The 15,544-nt window shown below is 71.6% G+C and carries 15 protein-coding genes; 9 read left to right on the forward strand and 6 right to left on the reverse strand.

Annotation, left to right across the window (positions count from 1 at the left end):
* The first annotated feature begins 22 nt into the window (after positions 1 to 22).
* Positions 23 to 988 (forward strand): S-methyl-5-thioribose-1-phosphate isomerase, encoded by a 966-nt coding sequence (gene mtnA, locus AB0F15_RS25345; protein ID WP_360274909.1) that lies wholly within the window; start codon positions 23 to 25, stop codon positions 986 to 988.
* Here mtnA and AB0F15_RS25350 read toward each other — a convergent pair.
* Both AB0F15_RS25350 and AB0F15_RS25355 read right to left on the reverse strand, forming a co-directional pair.
* Complete coding sequence (locus tag AB0F15_RS25350; protein ID WP_360274912.1) at positions 985 to 1,200, reverse strand: ferredoxin; 216 nt, start codon at positions 1,198 to 1,200, stop codon at positions 985 to 987. The two genes, mtnA and AB0F15_RS25350, sit on opposite strands and share 4 nt — an antisense overlap.
* A gap of 14 nt (positions 1,201 to 1,214) precedes the next feature.
* A complete protein-coding gene (locus tag AB0F15_RS25355; protein ID WP_360274915.1) occupies positions 1,215 to 2,405 on the reverse strand; it encodes a cytochrome P450 in 1,191 nt (396 codons plus the stop codon).
* A gap of 115 nt (positions 2,406 to 2,520) precedes the next feature.
* On the opposite strand from AB0F15_RS25355, the gene AB0F15_RS25360 reads away from it, so the two are divergent.
* Genes AB0F15_RS25360 through AB0F15_RS25375 form a run of 4 tightly spaced genes read left to right on the forward strand, consistent with a single transcriptional unit; the run spans position 2,521 to position 5,059 of the window.
* The gene (locus AB0F15_RS25360) at positions 2,521 to 3,030 is read left to right on the forward strand and encodes a PadR family transcriptional regulator (protein ID WP_360274917.1); all 510 of its coding nucleotides are present in this window, start codon (positions 2,521 to 2,523) and stop codon (positions 3,028 to 3,030) included.
* Positions 3,027 to 4,241: a cytochrome P450 gene (locus AB0F15_RS25365; RefSeq protein ID WP_360274920.1), complete on the forward strand. Its 1,215-nt coding sequence runs from the start codon at positions 3,027 to 3,029 to the stop codon at positions 4,239 to 4,241. Before AB0F15_RS25360 ends, AB0F15_RS25365 begins: the two co-directional genes overlap by 4 nt.
* Positions 4,242 to 4,243: 2 nt before the next feature.
* Positions 4,244 to 4,444, forward strand: coding sequence for a ferredoxin (locus AB0F15_RS25370; RefSeq protein WP_360274922.1), 201 nt, complete (start codon positions 4,244 to 4,246; stop codon positions 4,442 to 4,444).
* Between the two features lie 42 nt (positions 4,445 to 4,486).
* Entirely contained in the window at positions 4,487 to 5,059 is a 573-nt protein-coding gene (locus tag AB0F15_RS25375) for a TetR family transcriptional regulator (protein WP_360274924.1), read from the forward strand.
* On the opposite strand, the gene AB0F15_RS25380 is transcribed toward AB0F15_RS25375, so the two are convergent.
* The gene (locus tag AB0F15_RS25380) at positions 5,060 to 7,795 is read right to left on the reverse strand and encodes an FAD-binding and (Fe-S)-binding domain-containing protein (protein ID WP_360274927.1); all 2,736 of its coding nucleotides are present in this window, start codon (positions 7,793 to 7,795) and stop codon (positions 5,060 to 5,062) included.
* 57 nt (positions 7,796 to 7,852) lie between these two features.
* Between AB0F15_RS25380 and AB0F15_RS25385 the strand changes: the two genes are divergently transcribed.
* Positions 7,853 to 8,668: a PHP domain-containing protein gene (locus AB0F15_RS25385; protein ID WP_360274930.1), complete on the forward strand. Its 816-nt coding sequence runs from the start codon at positions 7,853 to 7,855 to the stop codon at positions 8,666 to 8,668.
* Here the strand turns inward: AB0F15_RS25385 and AB0F15_RS25390 are convergent.
* A complete protein-coding gene (locus tag AB0F15_RS25390; RefSeq protein ID WP_360274933.1) occupies positions 8,665 to 9,687 on the reverse strand; it encodes a Glu/Leu/Phe/Val dehydrogenase dimerization domain-containing protein in 1,023 nt (340 codons plus the stop codon). The genes AB0F15_RS25385 and AB0F15_RS25390 overlap by 4 nt on opposite strands.
* Before the next feature lie 77 nt (positions 9,688 to 9,764).
* Here AB0F15_RS25390 and AB0F15_RS25395 point away from each other — a divergent pair, with 77 nt between their 5' ends.
* The 3 genes from AB0F15_RS25395 to AB0F15_RS25405 all read left to right on the forward strand — a co-directional run bounded on the left by AB0F15_RS25395 (position 9,765) and on the right by AB0F15_RS25405 (position 11,216).
* On the forward strand, positions 9,765 to 10,223 hold the full coding sequence (locus AB0F15_RS25395; protein ID WP_360274936.1) for an Lrp/AsnC family transcriptional regulator: 459 nt from the start codon (positions 9,765 to 9,767) through the stop codon (positions 10,221 to 10,223).
* A 128-nt stretch (positions 10,224 to 10,351) separates the two neighbouring features.
* Positions 10,352 to 10,609 (forward strand): hypothetical protein, encoded by a 258-nt coding sequence (locus AB0F15_RS25400; RefSeq protein ID WP_360274938.1) that lies wholly within the window; start codon positions 10,352 to 10,354, stop codon positions 10,607 to 10,609.
* Positions 10,610 to 10,649: 40 nt separating this feature from the next.
* Complete coding sequence (locus AB0F15_RS25405; RefSeq protein ID WP_360274941.1) at positions 10,650 to 11,216, forward strand: GNAT family N-acetyltransferase; 567 nt, start codon at positions 10,650 to 10,652, stop codon at positions 11,214 to 11,216.
* A gap of 55 nt (positions 11,217 to 11,271) precedes the next feature.
* On the opposite strand, the gene AB0F15_RS25410 is transcribed toward AB0F15_RS25405, so the two are convergent.
* Together AB0F15_RS25410 and AB0F15_RS25415 are read right to left on the reverse strand one after the other, a co-directional pair.
* Positions 11,272 to 13,983: a GH92 family glycosyl hydrolase gene (locus AB0F15_RS25410; RefSeq protein ID WP_360274944.1), complete on the reverse strand. Its 2,712-nt coding sequence runs from the start codon at positions 13,981 to 13,983 to the stop codon at positions 11,272 to 11,274.
* Between the two features lie 377 nt (positions 13,984 to 14,360).
* Positions 14,361 to 14,990, reverse strand: coding sequence for a YigZ family protein (locus tag AB0F15_RS25415; RefSeq protein ID WP_360274947.1), 630 nt, complete (start codon positions 14,988 to 14,990; stop codon positions 14,361 to 14,363).
* Positions 14,991 to 15,544 lie beyond the last annotated feature (554 nt).

The following is a 15,544-nucleotide window of genomic DNA, read 5'->3' on the forward strand; positions in this document are numbered from 1 at the left end:
ATTGCCGGGTTCGGGAGGCCGCGTGCGCAGGACCATCGACTGGGCTGACGGCGCCATCGTCATCGTCGACCAGACCGCGCTGCCCGCCGAGTACCGGCTGCTCGAGCTGCGGACCGTCGGCGAGCTGGTCGACGCCGTCAAACGGCTCGCCGTCCGGGGCGCGCCCGCGCTCGGGGCCGCGGGTGCCTTGGGTGTCGCCCTGGCGGCCCGGTGCGGCGGGGACGTCCGGGGCGCTGCCGCAGTGCTCGCCCGCGCCCGGCCGACCGCCGTCAACCTGGCCTGGGGCGTCGGGCGGGCCCTCGCGAAGCTGGACGAGGGCGCCGACGCCGTCCTCGCGGAAGCGCTGGCGCTGCTCACCGAAGACGAAGAACTCAACAAGACCGCCTCGAGGCACGCCGCCGAAATCGTGCTGGCCGAGTGCCCACGCCGGCCGCTGCGGCTGCTCAGCCACTGCAACGCCGGACGGCTGGCGACCGTCGGCTGGGGCAGCGCGCTCGGCGTCGTCTGGCACCTGCACGAACGCGGGCTCGTCGAAGAAGTCCTCGTCGACGAGACGCGGCCGCTGCTCCAAGGCGCCCGGCTGACGGCGTGGGAGCTCGCGCAGGCCGCGGTCCCCTACCGCGTCCAGCCGGACTCGGCGGCCGCCGCCGCGATGGCCCGCGGGCTGGTCGACTGCGTGCTCGTCGGCGCCGACCGGATCGCGGCGAACGGCGACGTCGCCAACAAGATCGGCACCTACGGGCTGGCGATCGCCGCGCGGCACCACGGCGTGCCGTTCGTCGTCGTCGCGCCCTCGTCCACAGTGGACAGCACGCTCGCGGACGGCACGGGCATCGCCATCGAAGAACGCGACGCCCGCGAGCTCACCGAGTACGCCGGGGTGCCGATCACCCCGCCCGGCGCGGGCGTCTTCAACCCCGCCTTCGACGTCACCCCGCACGAACTCGTCACGGCCGTCGTCACCGAGCACGGCCGGTTCACACCCTAAGGACGCGGGCCGATCTCTCGCCCGCCGTCGGTCACCGTGATCGCCATCGCCGGACAGGAGTCCGCCGCGTCGAGGACCGTTTCGTCCGCTTCGACGGAAGACGTCACCGGGTGCGCCACCGCGCCGTCGAGGGTGAACACCCCGGGCATCAGCGCGGCGCACATCCCCGAGCCGATGCAGGTGTGTTCGTCGACTTCCACGTGCCAGCTCATGGCCACCTTCCGCGTCACCATCCGATGGGCATCGACCGCGGTCCGCGGACGAGCATCTGCGTCTTCCACACGATATCGCCGGCGAGGTGCAAGCCCGGCATTCCGGTGACCAACGCGCGCAGCGCCTCCTGGAGCTCCAGCCGGGCCAGCGGCGCGCCGAGGCAGTGGTGGACGCCGTGGCCGAAGCCCAGGTGCGGGTTCTCCGGGCGGTCGAAGCGCAGCTCGTCCGCGTCGTCGAACCGGAGGCCGTCCCGGTTGGCCGCCCCGACCGCCACCAGCACCGGCTCGCCCGCCCGGACGAGCACGCCGCCGACCTCGACGTCTTCGGTGGCGTACCGCGGGAATCCGGCACCGGCGCCCAGCGGGACGAACCGCAGCAGCTCCTCGACCGCGGCCGGGATCAGGCCCGGGTCGGCGCACAGCCGCTCCCACCGGCCGTCCTGGTCCAGCAGCGCGTAGACGAAGTTCGGGATCTGGCTCGCGGTGGTCTCGTGCCCGGCCACGAGAATGCCGACGCACAGGTCGACGAGCTCCAGCTCGGTCAGCCGGTCGCGGACGTCGCGGGCTTCGATCAGCGCCGTCATCAGGTCGTCCTGGGGCCGCGCGCGGTGTTCGGCGATCAGGCCGCGCATGTAGTCGCGCAGCTCCTCGCGGTTGCGTTCGAACTCCTCGGGCGTCAGCCCGCTGGTGGACAGCGCCGCGTCGCTCCACACGCGGAACTTCGGCCGGTCGGCGACCGGAACACCGAGCAGCTCGCAGATCACCGCCACCGGGATCGGCAGCGCGTAGGCGTCGACCAGGTCGGCGGGCGCGCCGGCCGCCTTCATGCCGGCGATCAGCTCGGTCGCCAGCGCGGCGACGCGCGGCCGGAGCAGCTCGACGCGGCGCATGGTGAACGCCTTGGCGACCAGCGTCCGCAGCCGCGTGTGGTCGGGCGGGTCCATCTGCAGGATGCCGCCGTCCCGGACCACGGGCGAGCGGCGCGGAGCGTCCCTTTCCTTCTCCATCGCCCGCGAGAACCGGCGGTCGCCCAGCACCAGCCGGGCGTCGGCGTAGCGGGTGGCCAGCCACGCCGCCTCCCCGTAGGTCATCTTCACCCGGACCAGGCCGTCGGCTTCCCGGGCCGCCGCGTACGCCTCGTTCAGGTCGAGCCCGGCCTCCTCGTTGAAGGGGTAGGAGAGCGGTTCGGTGTGGGTGACGGTCATGCGAACCCCCGTGCTCCAGCGTTGTAAGCAGACGCTTACAACGCTACACAGTTTCTTTCCACCTGTCACGATCCGCCATTGCCCGGTCACCGGATACTAGGTTACGGTGACCTAGGTGTGGATCGAGATCCTCTTGCTGTCCAAGCTGGCCACCGCGCCGATGCACGGCTACGAACTGCGCAAGGCCGTGGAGGCATCGACGGGCCACACCTTGTCGAACAACTCGCTCTACCCCACGCTGCGGCGCTTCGTCGACGCGGGCGCGGTGAGCCGCAGCGCGGAGGAGCAGGAAGCCAAACCGCCGCGGCACGTCTACACGATCACCGAAGTGGGGCGGGAACTGCTGCACGACATGCTCGCGGACTTCCCGGCCGACCTGGCGCTCAACGAGCCGGAATTCCTGGCCCGCGTCGGGAACTTCGCCTGGCTGCACCCGGCGGAACGAGCCCGCGTACTCGAAGTCCGCACCACCGCGCTGACCGCCGAGCACGCCCGGCTCACCGGGCTCGCCGCCGGGCAGGCCGATCCGTGGAGCCGCGCCGCGCTGCACCACGTGCTGGGAAAGTTCGACGCCGAGCTGCGCTGGCTCGCCGACCTCAAAACCGATCCGAGGGGAACCGCATGACCACCACCGAAGAAACGCCTCGCCTCCCCTTCGCCCGTGCGGACGCACTCGCGATCGCCCGGGACTACGCGGCCCTGCGCCGGCAGGCGCCGATCAGCCGGGTGCTCACCCCGGCCGGCGACCCGGCCTGGCTGGTGACGTCCTACGAGGAAGCCAAAGAGGTCTTCCGCGACCGCCGTTTCGGGCGCTCGCACCCGAAACCGGAAGAGGCGTCGCGGATTTCCTACGCCGCGCTGCAGGACGGCCCGAGCGGCGACTTCGAAACCGAGGAGCAGGTGCACAAGCGGATGCGCCGGGTGCTGGCGCCCGCGTTCTCCGCGCCCCGCATGCGCGCCCTCGGCGACCGCATCGCGGAGCTGACCGACCGCTGCCTCGACGACCTCCAGGCCGCGCGCGACGCGCACCCCGGCGAACCCGTCGACCTGACCGACTTCCTCGCGTTCCCCTTGCCGGTGCTGGTGATCTGCGAGCTGCTCGGCGTGCCGTACGCCGACCGTGAGCACTTCCGCGCGCTGTCCGAGCGGATCGCGGTGATGGACGGCGGCGAGGACGCCCAGGCGGCGATGGCGGAGTTCATGGCGTACATGACGAAGCTGGCCGACGCCAAGCGCGCGGACCCGCAGCCGGACGTCATCTCCGACCTGGTCGCCGTCCAGGCCGACGACCCGACCTTCACCGACGACGACCTCGCCCGGTTGGGTGCCGGGCTGCTGTTCGCCGGCCACGAGACGACGTCGACGCGCATCGCGATGGGCACGCTGTTCCTGCTCTCCGACACCGCCCGCCGCGACCGCTTCGCCGCCGACCCCGACGGCCAGGTGAACCAGACCGTCGAGGAGATCCTGCGGCTGACCGCCACCAGCGGCACCGGCCTGCTGCGCTACGCCCACGAGGACGTCGAAATCGCCGGGACGCGGATCATGCGCGGCGACGCCGTGCTGATCTCCAGCGACGCGGCCAACCGGGACGAGTCGGTGTTCACCGACCCCGACGGGTTCGACCCGGACCGGACGCCGAACGTGCACCTCGCCTTCGGCACCGGCGCGCACGTCTGCATCGGCGCCAACCTCGCCCGCACCGAGCTGCGGACGGTGTTCCCGAAGCTGTTCCGCCGCTTCCCGGGTCTGCGGCTCGCCGTCGGGCTCGCCGAGATCCCGGTCCGCACCAACCGCGTCGCCGGCGGCGTCGAGCGCGTGCCCGTGGAGTGGTGAGCGTGAAGATCACCGTCGACCCGGGAAGCTGCGTCTCGTCCGGTCAGTGCGTCCTGCTCGCGCCCGCGACTTTCGACCAGAGCGAAGACGACGGCACGGTCGTTCTCCTCGCGGCCGAGCCACCGCCCGGTGAGGAGGAGGCGGTCCGGCAGGCCGAACTGACCTGCCCGGCCGCCGCGATCCGCCTTTCCGCCACCGCGTAGGGCCGTCGCGCCCGCGTCCGGTTTGCCGGTTAACCTGCTCCGATGACGGCACAGAGCGAAGAGCCGGGCCGCAAACGGGACGCGGCCGCGACGCGGCAGGCGTTGCTGGACGCCGCCGCGAAGCTGTTCGCCGAGCGCGGGTTCGACCGGACGACCGTGCGGGACATCGCCAAGCTGGCCGGGGTGAACCAGTCCCTGCTCTTCCGCTACTTCGGCAGCAAGGAAGCGCTGTTCGAGGCGGTCATCGCCCGGTCGGGACGCGAGCAGCTCGCCGCCACCCCGGCCGAGCGGCTCTTCAGCACGTCCCTGCGCAGCATGCTGGACCCGGCGGGCCAGCCGAACCGGGCGCTGGAGACCTACCTGCGCTCCTCGGGCAGCGACGGCGTCGCGGCCACGATCCGGCACGAGGTCGGCCGCGAGTACGCCGGGGTCCTCGCCACCCTGACCGACGCCCCGGACGCCGAACTGCGCGCCGACCTGGCGCTCGCCTGGCTCATGGGCATCGCGCTGGTCCGCGAGATCTCCGGGCTGGAACCCCTGGCCGGCGCCGATCCCGACGACATCTGCCGGCTGGTCCTCGCCGCGACCAAGACGTTGCTGGAGCGCAGCGAGTAGTCACGGCAGCGCGCGGCGCAGCAGTTCCGCCAGGTGCACCGGCGTGCGGCCCGACTCCTGGGCGATCTGCGTCCGGCAGCTGAAGCCGTCCGACACCACCACCGTCTCCGGGGAGGCCGCGCGGATCGCGGGCAGCATCCGGTCCTCCGCCACCGCCTTCGAGACGTCGTAGTGGCCACGCTCGAAGCCGAAGTTGCCGGCCAGGCCGCAACAGCCCGAGTCCAGCGTCGTGTTGCGGACGCCCGCGGCCGCCAGCGCGGACTCGTCGGCGCCGAAGCCCAGCACCGCGTGCTGGTGGCAGTGCACCTGCGTGATCGCGTCGACGTCGAGCGCCGCGAACGGGATCGGCGCCCGCTCCAGCAGTTCCGCGAACGTGAACGTGCGGGAGGCCAGCAGTTCCGCGCGCGCGTCGCCCGGCATGAGCGCGGGCAGATCGCCGCGGAACAGCGCCGTGCAGCTCGGTTCGAGGCCGGCGACCTCGTACCCGTCCGCCAGGTACGGCGCCAGCACCTCCAGCGTCCGGTCCAGCACCCGGCGCGCGACGCCGAGCTGGCCCGTCGACACCCACGTCAGTCCACAGCAGACTCCCCGGTCGGGCAGCACGACGTCGTACCCGGCCGCGGTCAGCACTTCGTGGGCGGCGTCGAGCACCGAAGGCGTCAGGAAGTTGTTGAACGAGTCCGGCCACAGCACCACGCGACGCTCGCCCGTCGCCCAGCGGCGCAGGTCCGCCCGCGCACGGGTGAACGGCGCGGGCGCGAACTCCGGCAGCGCGCGCTCCGGCGCGATCCCGCCGAGCCGTTTCACCAAGGGCGCCAGGGGCGACCGGGCGACGGCGTTGGCCAGGCGCGGCAACCGCGCGCTGAGCCGCAGCCACAACGGCAGCCAGCCCATCGAGTAGTGCGACGCCGGGCGCAGCCGGCGCCGGTAGTGCTGGTGCAGGAACTCGGCCTTGTACGTCGCCATGTCGACATCGACCGGACAGTCCGAAAGGCAGCCCTTGCAGGACAGGCAGAGGCCGAGGGCATCGCGGACTTCGGCCGAGCGCCAGCCGTCGGTGATGACCTCGCCGTTGATCATCTCCGCGAGCAGGTGCGCCCGCCCGCGCGTCGAGTGCTGTTCCTCGCGGGTGGCCCGGTAGCTCGGGCACATCACGCCACCGCCGCCGGTGTTGCGGCACTTCCCCACCCCGACGCAGCGCCGCATCGCCTGCCCGAAACTGCCCCGGTCCTCCGGGTAGCCGAGGAAGACAGCCGCCTCGACGGACGGCGAGGCGGCCCGGACGCGCAGGTCCGCGTCGACCGCGCGGGGCGCCACGAGGATGCCGGGGTTCATCCGCCCGGCCGGGTCGAAGATCGCCTTGAACCGCGCGAAGAGGGCCATCATCTCCGGGCTGTACATGCGGGACAGCAGCTCGGACCGCGCCTGGCCGTCGCCGTGCTCGCCGGACAGCGAACCGCCGTGCGCGGCGACGAGGTCCGCGGCTTCTTCCAGGAACCGCCGGAAGTCCGCCACGCCGGACGCCGACAGCAGGTCGAAGTCCAGCCGCAGGTGCAGGCAGCCTTCGCCGTAGTGGCCGTAGACGACGCTGCGCCGCCCGTGCGACCGCATCAGTTCCTTGAACTCGCGCAGGTACGCGCCGAGCCGCTCGGGCGGGACGGCGGCGTCCTCCCAGCCGGGCCACGCCTCCGAGCCGTCGGCGAGCCGCGTCGCGAGCCCGGCGCCGTCCTCGCGGATGCGCCACAACCGGCGTTGCGCGGCCGGGTCGTCGAGGATCGTGAACCCGGTCAGGTCGAGCGACGCGGCCAGCGCGCGGGCCCGCCCGGCCGGATCGTCGCCGGCCAGTTCGACGAAGAGCCACGCTCCGCCCGGCGGCAGGTCGCCCGCCCGTGCCGGGAGCATCGCGACGAGCTCGGCGTCCACGCCCTCGACGGTCAGCGGGGACCACGGCAGGATCGAGGGCACCGCGTCGGCCGCGGCGATGTCGGACGGGAAACCCAGCACGGCCAGCACCCGGCGCCGCGGCAGTTCGGCCAGCGCGACCGTGGCTTCGAGCACCGTGACGCAGGTGCCTTCTGAACCGACGAGCGCCTTGGCGACGTCGAAGCCGTTCTCCGGCAACAGGTGTTCGAGCCCGTAGCCGGAAACCCGGCGCGGCCACGTCGAGAGTTCCTTGCGGAGCAACGCCAGGTTGTCGCGCACCAGCGCGCGCAGCTCGTCGAAGATCCGGCCTTCGGCGGGCTCGCCGGGGCCGACCCGCAGCCGGGTGCCGTCGTAGAGCAGGACCTCCAGCGAGCGGACGACGTCGACCGTGCGCCCCCAGGCCACCGAGTGCGAGCCGCACGCGTTGTTGCCGATCATCCCGCCGAGCGTGCACCGGCTGTGCGTCGAGGGATCCGGGCCGAACCGCAGGCCGTGCGGGGCCGCCACCGCCTGCAGGTCGTCGAGCACCGTGCCGGGCAGGACCCGCGCGAGCCGTGCCCCCGGGTCCAGCGAGAGCACCCCGCCGAGGTGCCTCGACGTGTCGATCACCAGCCCGGGCCCGCACGCGTTCCCGGCGATGCTCGTCCCGCCGCCGCGCGCGATCACCGGCAGGTCGCGCGCGCGGGCCTCGGCGACCGCCGCGACGACGTCGTCGACGGTCTCCGGCAGCACCACGCCGCGGGGCACGTGGCGGTAGTTGGACGCGTCGGTGGTGTACAGGGCGAGCGTGGCGGCGTCGGTGAGGATCTCCACGCCCCCATTCAAGTCGACCGGACGTCGTCGTGCCGAACCCGTGCGACGATCCGGCGCATGACGATCGACCTGCACACGCACAGCACGGCCTCGGACGGCACGACGCCACCGGCGGAGCTCCCGCGGCTGGCCGCCGCGGCCGGGCTGACCGTCTTCGCCCTCACCGACCACGACACGTTCGCGGGCCTGCACGCGGCCGCCGCGGCCGCCGCGGGGGTCGAGGTGCTCCCCGGCGTCGAGATCTCGTGCCGCCTCGACGACGCCGAGGTGCACCTGCTCGGGCTGTTCGCCGATCCCGGCCACGAGCCGCTGGCCGCGGAGCTGGAGCTGATCCGCACCGACCGGGACCGGCGCGCGGTGCGGATGGTCGAGCGCTGCCGCGAGCTGGGTGCGCCGATCACCCTGGCGCAGGTGCGGGCGATCGCCGGGGGCGCCCCGCTCGGCCGCCCCCACATCGCCGCCGCACTGGCCGCCGTGGGCGTCACCGACGCCTTCACCCCCGCCTGGATCGCCGACGGCGGCCGGGCCGACGTGCCGAAGCACGTCCTGTCCGCGGTGGAGGCGATCACGCTGGTCCGCGCGGCCGGGGGCGCGGCGGTGCTGGCCCACCCACGCTCGGTCAAGCGGCGCGCCGAGGTGTCGGACACCCAGCTGGCCCGCCTCGGTGCGGCCGGGCTGGCCGGGATCGAGGTGGACCACCCCGAGCAGCCGCCGGAGGTCCGCCACCGGCTGCGCGAAGTCGCCGCCGGGCTGGGGTTGCTCGCGACCGGGTCCAGCGACTTCCACGGCGACCGCAAGCCGGTCCGCCTCGGCGAGTGCACGACGTCGCCGGAGGTGCTGGCCGCCCTGCGCGAGGCCGCCCACCGAAGCTAGGGAGCCCCCGCAGCGAGCCGTCGGGTGGCCAGCGCGGCCGCCTCGTGGAACGGGGTGGTCCCGTTGGTCTTCGCGGCCTGCAGCAGGTCCCCGACCGTCCGTTCGATCGTCTCGACGCGGGCCAGCGCGGCGTCGTGGTCCAGGCCCTCGGCTTCCCGCGAGAGCGTGTAGAGGATCCCGCCCGCGCTCGCCACGTAGTCCGGGATCCACCGGATGCCGCGGGCGGCAAGGGCGTCGGCGACGGTGTCGTCGGTGAGCTGGTTGTTGGCCGGCCCGACGACGAGCGGGGTGTCGAGCCGGGCCACCGTCTCCGGGTCGAGCACGCCGCCGACCGCCGCCGGGATGACGACGTCGGCGGTGAGAGTCAGCGCTTTCTCCGGCTCGGCCCAGGTCAAGCCGCAGTGCTCGGCTTCGGCGCGCTTCGCCGCGTCGATGTCGGAGACGACGACGTCGGCGCCGGCCGCGTGCAGGCTCGCCGCGAGGTGGGCACCCACCGAGCCGTAGCCGCTGATCACCACCCGGCGTCCGGTCATGTCCGCCGAGCCGGCCGCGGCCCGGAGCGCGGCGAGCACGCCGACGGCGGTCGGGCCGCTGGAGGAACCGGTTCCGCCGGCGGCCTCCGGCGTGCAGAACGCGTACGGCGAGGCCTCCCGGAACACCAGCATGTCGGCCGGTCCGGTGCCGACGTCCGGCCCCGCCCGGTAGCTCCCCTCGAACTCGGCGATGAGGTCGGCGTGGTCGAGCAGGACAGCGCGGCGCTCCCCGGGCGAGAGCACGCGCCCCGGCTCCAGCGCGATGACGCTCTTGCCGCCCCCGAACGCGAGGCCCGCGACGGCGCACTTCGCCGTCATCGCGGCCGACAGCCGTAGGACGTCGTCGACGGCGTGGGTCAGGTCCGGATAGGGCCGCAGGCGGCAGCCGCCGACGGCCGGGCCCAGCGCGGTGGAATGGATCGCGACCATGGTGGTGATGCCGGATCGACGGCCACGTCGGGCCACGAGTTGCTCATGTGCGGTCATGAGCGTTGAAATTAGGTCGGACAACGGCGGACTGATATCGCTGCCGAACGAAATTCGGAAGGGACCCGGAGGGCACCATGCTGGACGAACTTGATTCGGCGATCGTGCGGCTTCTGCAGGAAGACGCGCGGCAGACCAACCGGGACATCGCCCGGAAGGTCGGCATCGCGCCGTCGACGTGCCTCGAACGCATCCGGCTCCTGCGCGAACGCGGGGTCATCCGCGGCTACCACGCCGACATCGACCTGCCGAGCCTCAACCGCGGCGTCCGGGCGCTGGTGACGGCGCAGGTGCGGCCGCTGAGCCGGGCGGTGATCGATTCCTTCCAGCGGTCGATCACCGAACTCCCGGAAGTGCTGGCGGTGTACGTCACGGCGGGCAACGACGATTTCCTGATCGAAGTGACCACTCCGGACATCGACGGGTTGCACGCATTCCTCACCGACCGGCTGGCGTTGCGCCGGGAGATCGTCGGCTTCCGCACGTCGATCGTTTTCCGGCACCTGCGCAAGACGACGCTTGAACCGCTCCCGTAGGGGTATCCCGTAACCGGGCGACACGCCACCCCTACGTGTACCCCTGAAATACCCGGGTTCGCACGCTCGGAGGCGGAAACTGTCGGTGGCGGGGCGTCTAATGAGCACGACGGGAAGGAGGCGCCGCCATGATCACCACATTGAACCATCGTGAGCGGGCCACATTGAGAGCCGTGGCCGGGGGCCACGCCGAGATCAGCTGCAGCTGCGAGCCCGACCTCTTCATCGACGGCCTGAGCTGCTGCGACCAGTCCACCGTGCACCGGCTCGCCCGGCTCGGCCTGATCGCGCCGGCCCGGCCCGGCAAGTGCGGCGAGCGCGTGCCCGCCCTGCTCACCGAGGACGGCTCGCGGGCGCTGGGCGAGGTCTTCGCCGCCGCCGCGTAATCGCGTTGCCACACACCGGGGTTACTGCCAGCATCATCCGATGCACGTATTCCTCGAAACCGAGCGGCTGATCCTCCGCCGGTTCACCGAGAACGACGCGGACGCGCTCTACGCGCTCTACAACGACCCCGCCGTGATGAAGTACCTCAATGGGGGACAGCCGGCGGACCGCACCGAGATCGTCACGTTGGATCTCCCCGCGTTCCTCGATTACTACGAGCGTTTCCCCGGTTACGGGTTCTGGGCGGCGATCGAAAAGCGCACCGGCGCCTTCCTGGGGTGGTTCCATTACCGTCCGCGGCCGGCTGATCCGCCCGACGAGCCCGAACTCGGCTACCGGCTGCACCAGGCGGCCTGGGGCCAGGGGTACGGCACCGAAGGTTCGGCGGCACTGCTCGCGAAGGGGTTCACCGAACTGGGGGTCACCCGGGTGACAGCCGCCACCATGGCGGTGAACGAGCGCTCGCGGCGAGTGATGGAAAAGCTGGGGATGAGGCTCGTCCGGACCTACTTCGAGGAGTTCCCGGAGCACGAACGCGCCCCGGGCAGCGAGCACGGCGAGGTGGAGTACGCGATCACCCGCGAGGAGTGGGCCGCCGGCTCGTGAGTGGTAATTCGGGTTCTAACCCGAATTACCACTCACGACAGCTGCGGCAGACCGCTCAGCCGTACACTTCGAACTCGTAGATCCGCGCAGCGCCGTTGCCGTCGTTGGCCGGGGTGCCGAGGTTCAGCTTCACGTACCGGGCCGAGCGCGTCGTGATCGGGTGGTAGGTGCGGCTGGCGCGCGACCCGGTCACGGACGCGACCGTCGTCCACGTCGAGCCGTCGGCCGACGTCTGGATCGTGAACGCGCCGGTGTTCCAGCTCGTGGTCTCCCCGCCGAGGCCGGCGTGCTTGACCACGAACGAGGACACGTTCTGCGCCGACCCGAGGTCGACCTGGAGGAACTTCGTCGCGGCTGCGGTGCAGAACTTGCTGTTGCCCGCCAGGCTGCCGTCGAACGCGTTGGCCGCGCCCTCGGCCGAGTTGCACGGCGCCGAGCCCGTGGCCGTCCTGCCCTGGGCCAGGTTCGTGCCGAGCGCCGGCGCGGCGGGTGGCGGCGTGAACCCGTCGTTGTACGACGGCGGCACGTCCGCCGCGCTCGTGCCCCACGTCCCCGGGGACGAACCCATCGTGTAGTCCAGCGTGGACGCGCCCGCGATGTCGCCGTAGCGGATCCACGACCTGGTCGTCGAAACGCCGTTGACGCTCAGGTTCTGCACGTACTGGGCGCCCTGGCCCGCGCCGGTGCCGGTGATCCGGATCGTCCCGCTCGGCCGGACGATCGAGGCCGACGGGAACAGCGGGCCGTGCAGGGCCAGGACGTCCGCGCCCGGGGTCGCCGGGTACATCCCCAGCGCGGCGAAGACGTACCACGCCGAGGTGGCACCGAGGTCGTCGTTGCCGGGAAGCCCGCCCGCGCCGGTGGTGAACGACTCGTTCAGCACGCGCCGCACCGCCGAACTGGTGCCCTGCGGGTGGGCGGCGTAGTTGTACGCCCACGGCACGCCGTGCTCGGGCTCGTTGCCGATGTAGAAGTACGGCTGGGTGAGGCCGCCGTTGAGCTGGGTGAAGTGGTGGTCCAGCCGCTGCACGGCGGTCTGGCGGCCACCCATCAGGTTGATCACGCCCTGGTAGTTGTAGGGCACCATCCACGTGTACTGCGAGGGATTGCCCTCGGTGTAGCCGCTGTTGCTCGACGGCACGACGGGCCACGCCCAGTTCCCGTCACTGCCCCGCGGCTGGATGTAGCCGGAGTCGGGGCCGAACACGTTCTGCCACCACTGGGCCCGCTGCATGTAGGTGGTGTACTTCGCGGTGTCCCCGACGGCCTTCGCGAACTGCGCCACCGCGAAGTCGGACGCCGAATACTCGAGCGAGTCCGAGGGGTCCTCGTAGACGTAGTGGCGGCTGAGGTAGCCGCTTTCCCGGCCGCGGATCGCCTGTCCCTGCGTGGTGCCACCGCTCGCGCTCTTGTCCATCAGCGTCAGCGCCGCCGCGGTGTCGAAGCCGCGGACCCCGAAGGCGTACATGCTGCCCACGATGATCGGCCCGGGATCCCCGGTCATCACGAAGTGCTCGTTGCTGTTGTGCGACCACTTGGGCAGCAGCCCGCCCTGCTGGCCGTCCAGGACCATCGACTTCGCGATGTCGCTCGCTTCGTTCGGCGCGATCAGCCCGATCAGCGCGGCCCACGACCGGTAGATGTCCCAGCCGGAGTAGTTCTGGTAGACGGTGTGGGACGCGGTGTGCACGGCTTGGTCGAACCCGCGGTACTGGCCGTTGGTGTCACTGGCGATGTTCGGGTTCTGGAACACGTGGTACAGCGCGGTGTAGAACTTCTGGAGGTCCGCGGCGGTCCCGCCGGCGACCTGGACGCGGTTGAGGACGTCGTTCCAGCTCGTGTCGGCCGAGGCCCGGACCCCGGCGAAGTCGAACCCGGGGTTCTCGGCGGCGAGGTTCGCCTGCGCGTTGGCCAGGCTGACGAACGAAATGCCGACCTTCGCCTGCACCGTGGTGTTGGTGGAGGTGTCGAAAGTGACGTAGCCGCCGGAGTTCGTGCCACTGGTGCTCGCGGAACCGGCGTTCACGGTGCCGCCGAGCCAGGTGCCGAACCCGCTGGGCGCGCGGTCGAACTGGATGACGTAGAAGATCTGGTACGTCTTCGAAGAACCGCAGAACCCGCCGCCGGTCACCGAGCCGGTGACCTGGCTGCCGTTGATGGCGATCGACCCGTTCCGGCTGCCGGTCGCGCTGCGGCTCGTGTTGACCAGCAGGCGCGCGGACGTCGTGTTCGGATAGGTCAGCTTCATGGCGCCGGACCGCTTCGTGGCGGCCAGCTCGACGGTCGTGTTGTAGGTGTCGAGCTTGTTCTTGTAGTAGCCGGGCGCGGCCGACTCGTTCGCCTTGGTGTAGTGGCCGGCGTACCCGGTCCAGCCGGTGCCCGGCGAGGTACCGAGCGCGCCGGTGATCGGCAGCAGGCCGAGATCCTCGTTGTTCGCGCAGCCGGCGCCGTTGAAGTGGGTGAGGCTGAACTCTTCGATGCTCGTGTCGCTGTAGCGGTAGCCGGACGGCGACGCCGTCGGGGTGTCCGGGCTGAACTGCACCATCCCGAACGGCACGGCGGCACCCGGGTACGTGCTGCCGCCGGCGCCGCCGGGCACCGGGTTGGGCGAGTTGCTGTTGTCGGTGCCGATGAAGGGATTCACGTACTGGGTGAGGGCGAGCGTGGCGGCGCCGGCGGGCGTGGCGGGCAGCGCGGTGAGCCCCGCACCCACGAGGACCGCGGCGAGCACGGCCGCGCGCAGACGTCTGGCGAGTGGTCCGGACATGGAACCTTTCCTCTCCTTGTCGCACGCGAACGCCGGGCGACAACGTTGTCGGGCGTGGTGACAACGTTGTCAGCGCGGCTTGCGCCGTGCTGACAACATCCAGGGGATCGAAGTGGTACCGGAACTCGGTGGCACGACATGGTGGCACGAGAGGACTCCTTCGCGGTAGCACCAAAAGTTCGTTGCCCGGCAAAGGGATTCCGCGACCGGACCACTCAGCGGCCGTGGACCACCCGGTGACCGAAGCCGGGACTCGCGTGACCGAAGCCGGGACTCGCGTGATCAGGCCCGTAACTCGCGTGACCGAGGCCGGATCTCGCGAGTTACGGGCTCAGTCACGCGAGTTACGGGCTCAGTCACGTGAGAGCCGGCCCGGATCACGGGACCTGGACCCAGGTCTCGCCGAGTTCCGTCGTCGTCGCTTCGCCGTTCGTCAGGTCGGCGAGCCAGCTCGCGAAAGCCGGCGCCGCACCCGGAGGCAGACCGATCTCGAAGCGGGCCCGCTCGTCGAAGCGGGTCGCGTGCACCGGGTACGGCGACGCGCGCAGGTCGTTCTCCAGCCGGCCCGCGCGGTCGTAGCCCACCGCCACCTCGACCAGATCGAGACGCCGGTGTTCTAGTACACCGACGACTTCCAGAGCATCCGAAACGGACTGACCGTACGCGCGGATCAGTCCCCCGGCCCCGAGCAGCACTCCGCCGAAGTACCGCGTCACCACCGCGACGGTGTCGGTCAGCTCACGGCGGCGCAGCACTTCCAGCATCGGCGTGCCCGCGGTGCCTGCCGGCTCACCGTCGTCGCTGGAGCGCCGGGTCCGCCCGTCCGGACCGAGGACGAAGGCGTGACAGTGGTGCCGCGCCCCCGGATCCGCGCGGCGGCGGGCGGCGATGAACTCGCGTGCGGCCGCCTCCGACGACACCGGCGCCAGCGCGCACCGGAACCGGGAGCGCTTGATCTCGATCTCGTGGACCCCTTCACGAGCCACGGAGAGATAACGATCAGTCATCGGACGAGTCCGCCATGCACCCAGCTTCGCACCCTGGACCGGGGTCGCGACAGCCACCCCAGGCCACTTGGGGCAGACGTTTCCGCAGGTCAGACCGGTTCGCGATCGTTATTCGGGAGACCCGGTCCGGCATATGGGACTACCCCGGGCCGCGTCAACGCCAGCGTGGCATTTCCCACCCGGGCGCAACGACGTATGTCGATAACAGCGAATTCACACTATCGTCATAAGACCCGGCGAACCCGGGAGTAACACCGCGCGCTCCGGACGGCTCCCCACCACAGTGGCCGCTCTGTGCGCGCACGCAGGACCCGGCATGTTCGGCTGCCCAGCGTTGTGCGGCCTCCCAGATGACCCGCGTCCGGTTTCCGGCGGTGCGAAGACGAACCGTCCGGCAAATCCCGCGCGGCATCTTGCACTTCGAAACCGACAACGCCGACAACAGCAGCGCCGACGACAGCAACTGTTCTCGACTGACCATCGCAGTATCGGACCACTTCGTTAACCGGTTCAGTTCGAACCACCCGATGGAGTGAGTACCGGTCGCGCCAACG

Source organism: Amycolatopsis sp. NPDC026612, from assembly GCF_040638285.1.
In the GTDB taxonomy this organism is placed as follows: domain Bacteria; phylum Actinomycetota; class Actinomycetes; order Mycobacteriales; family Pseudonocardiaceae; genus Amycolatopsis.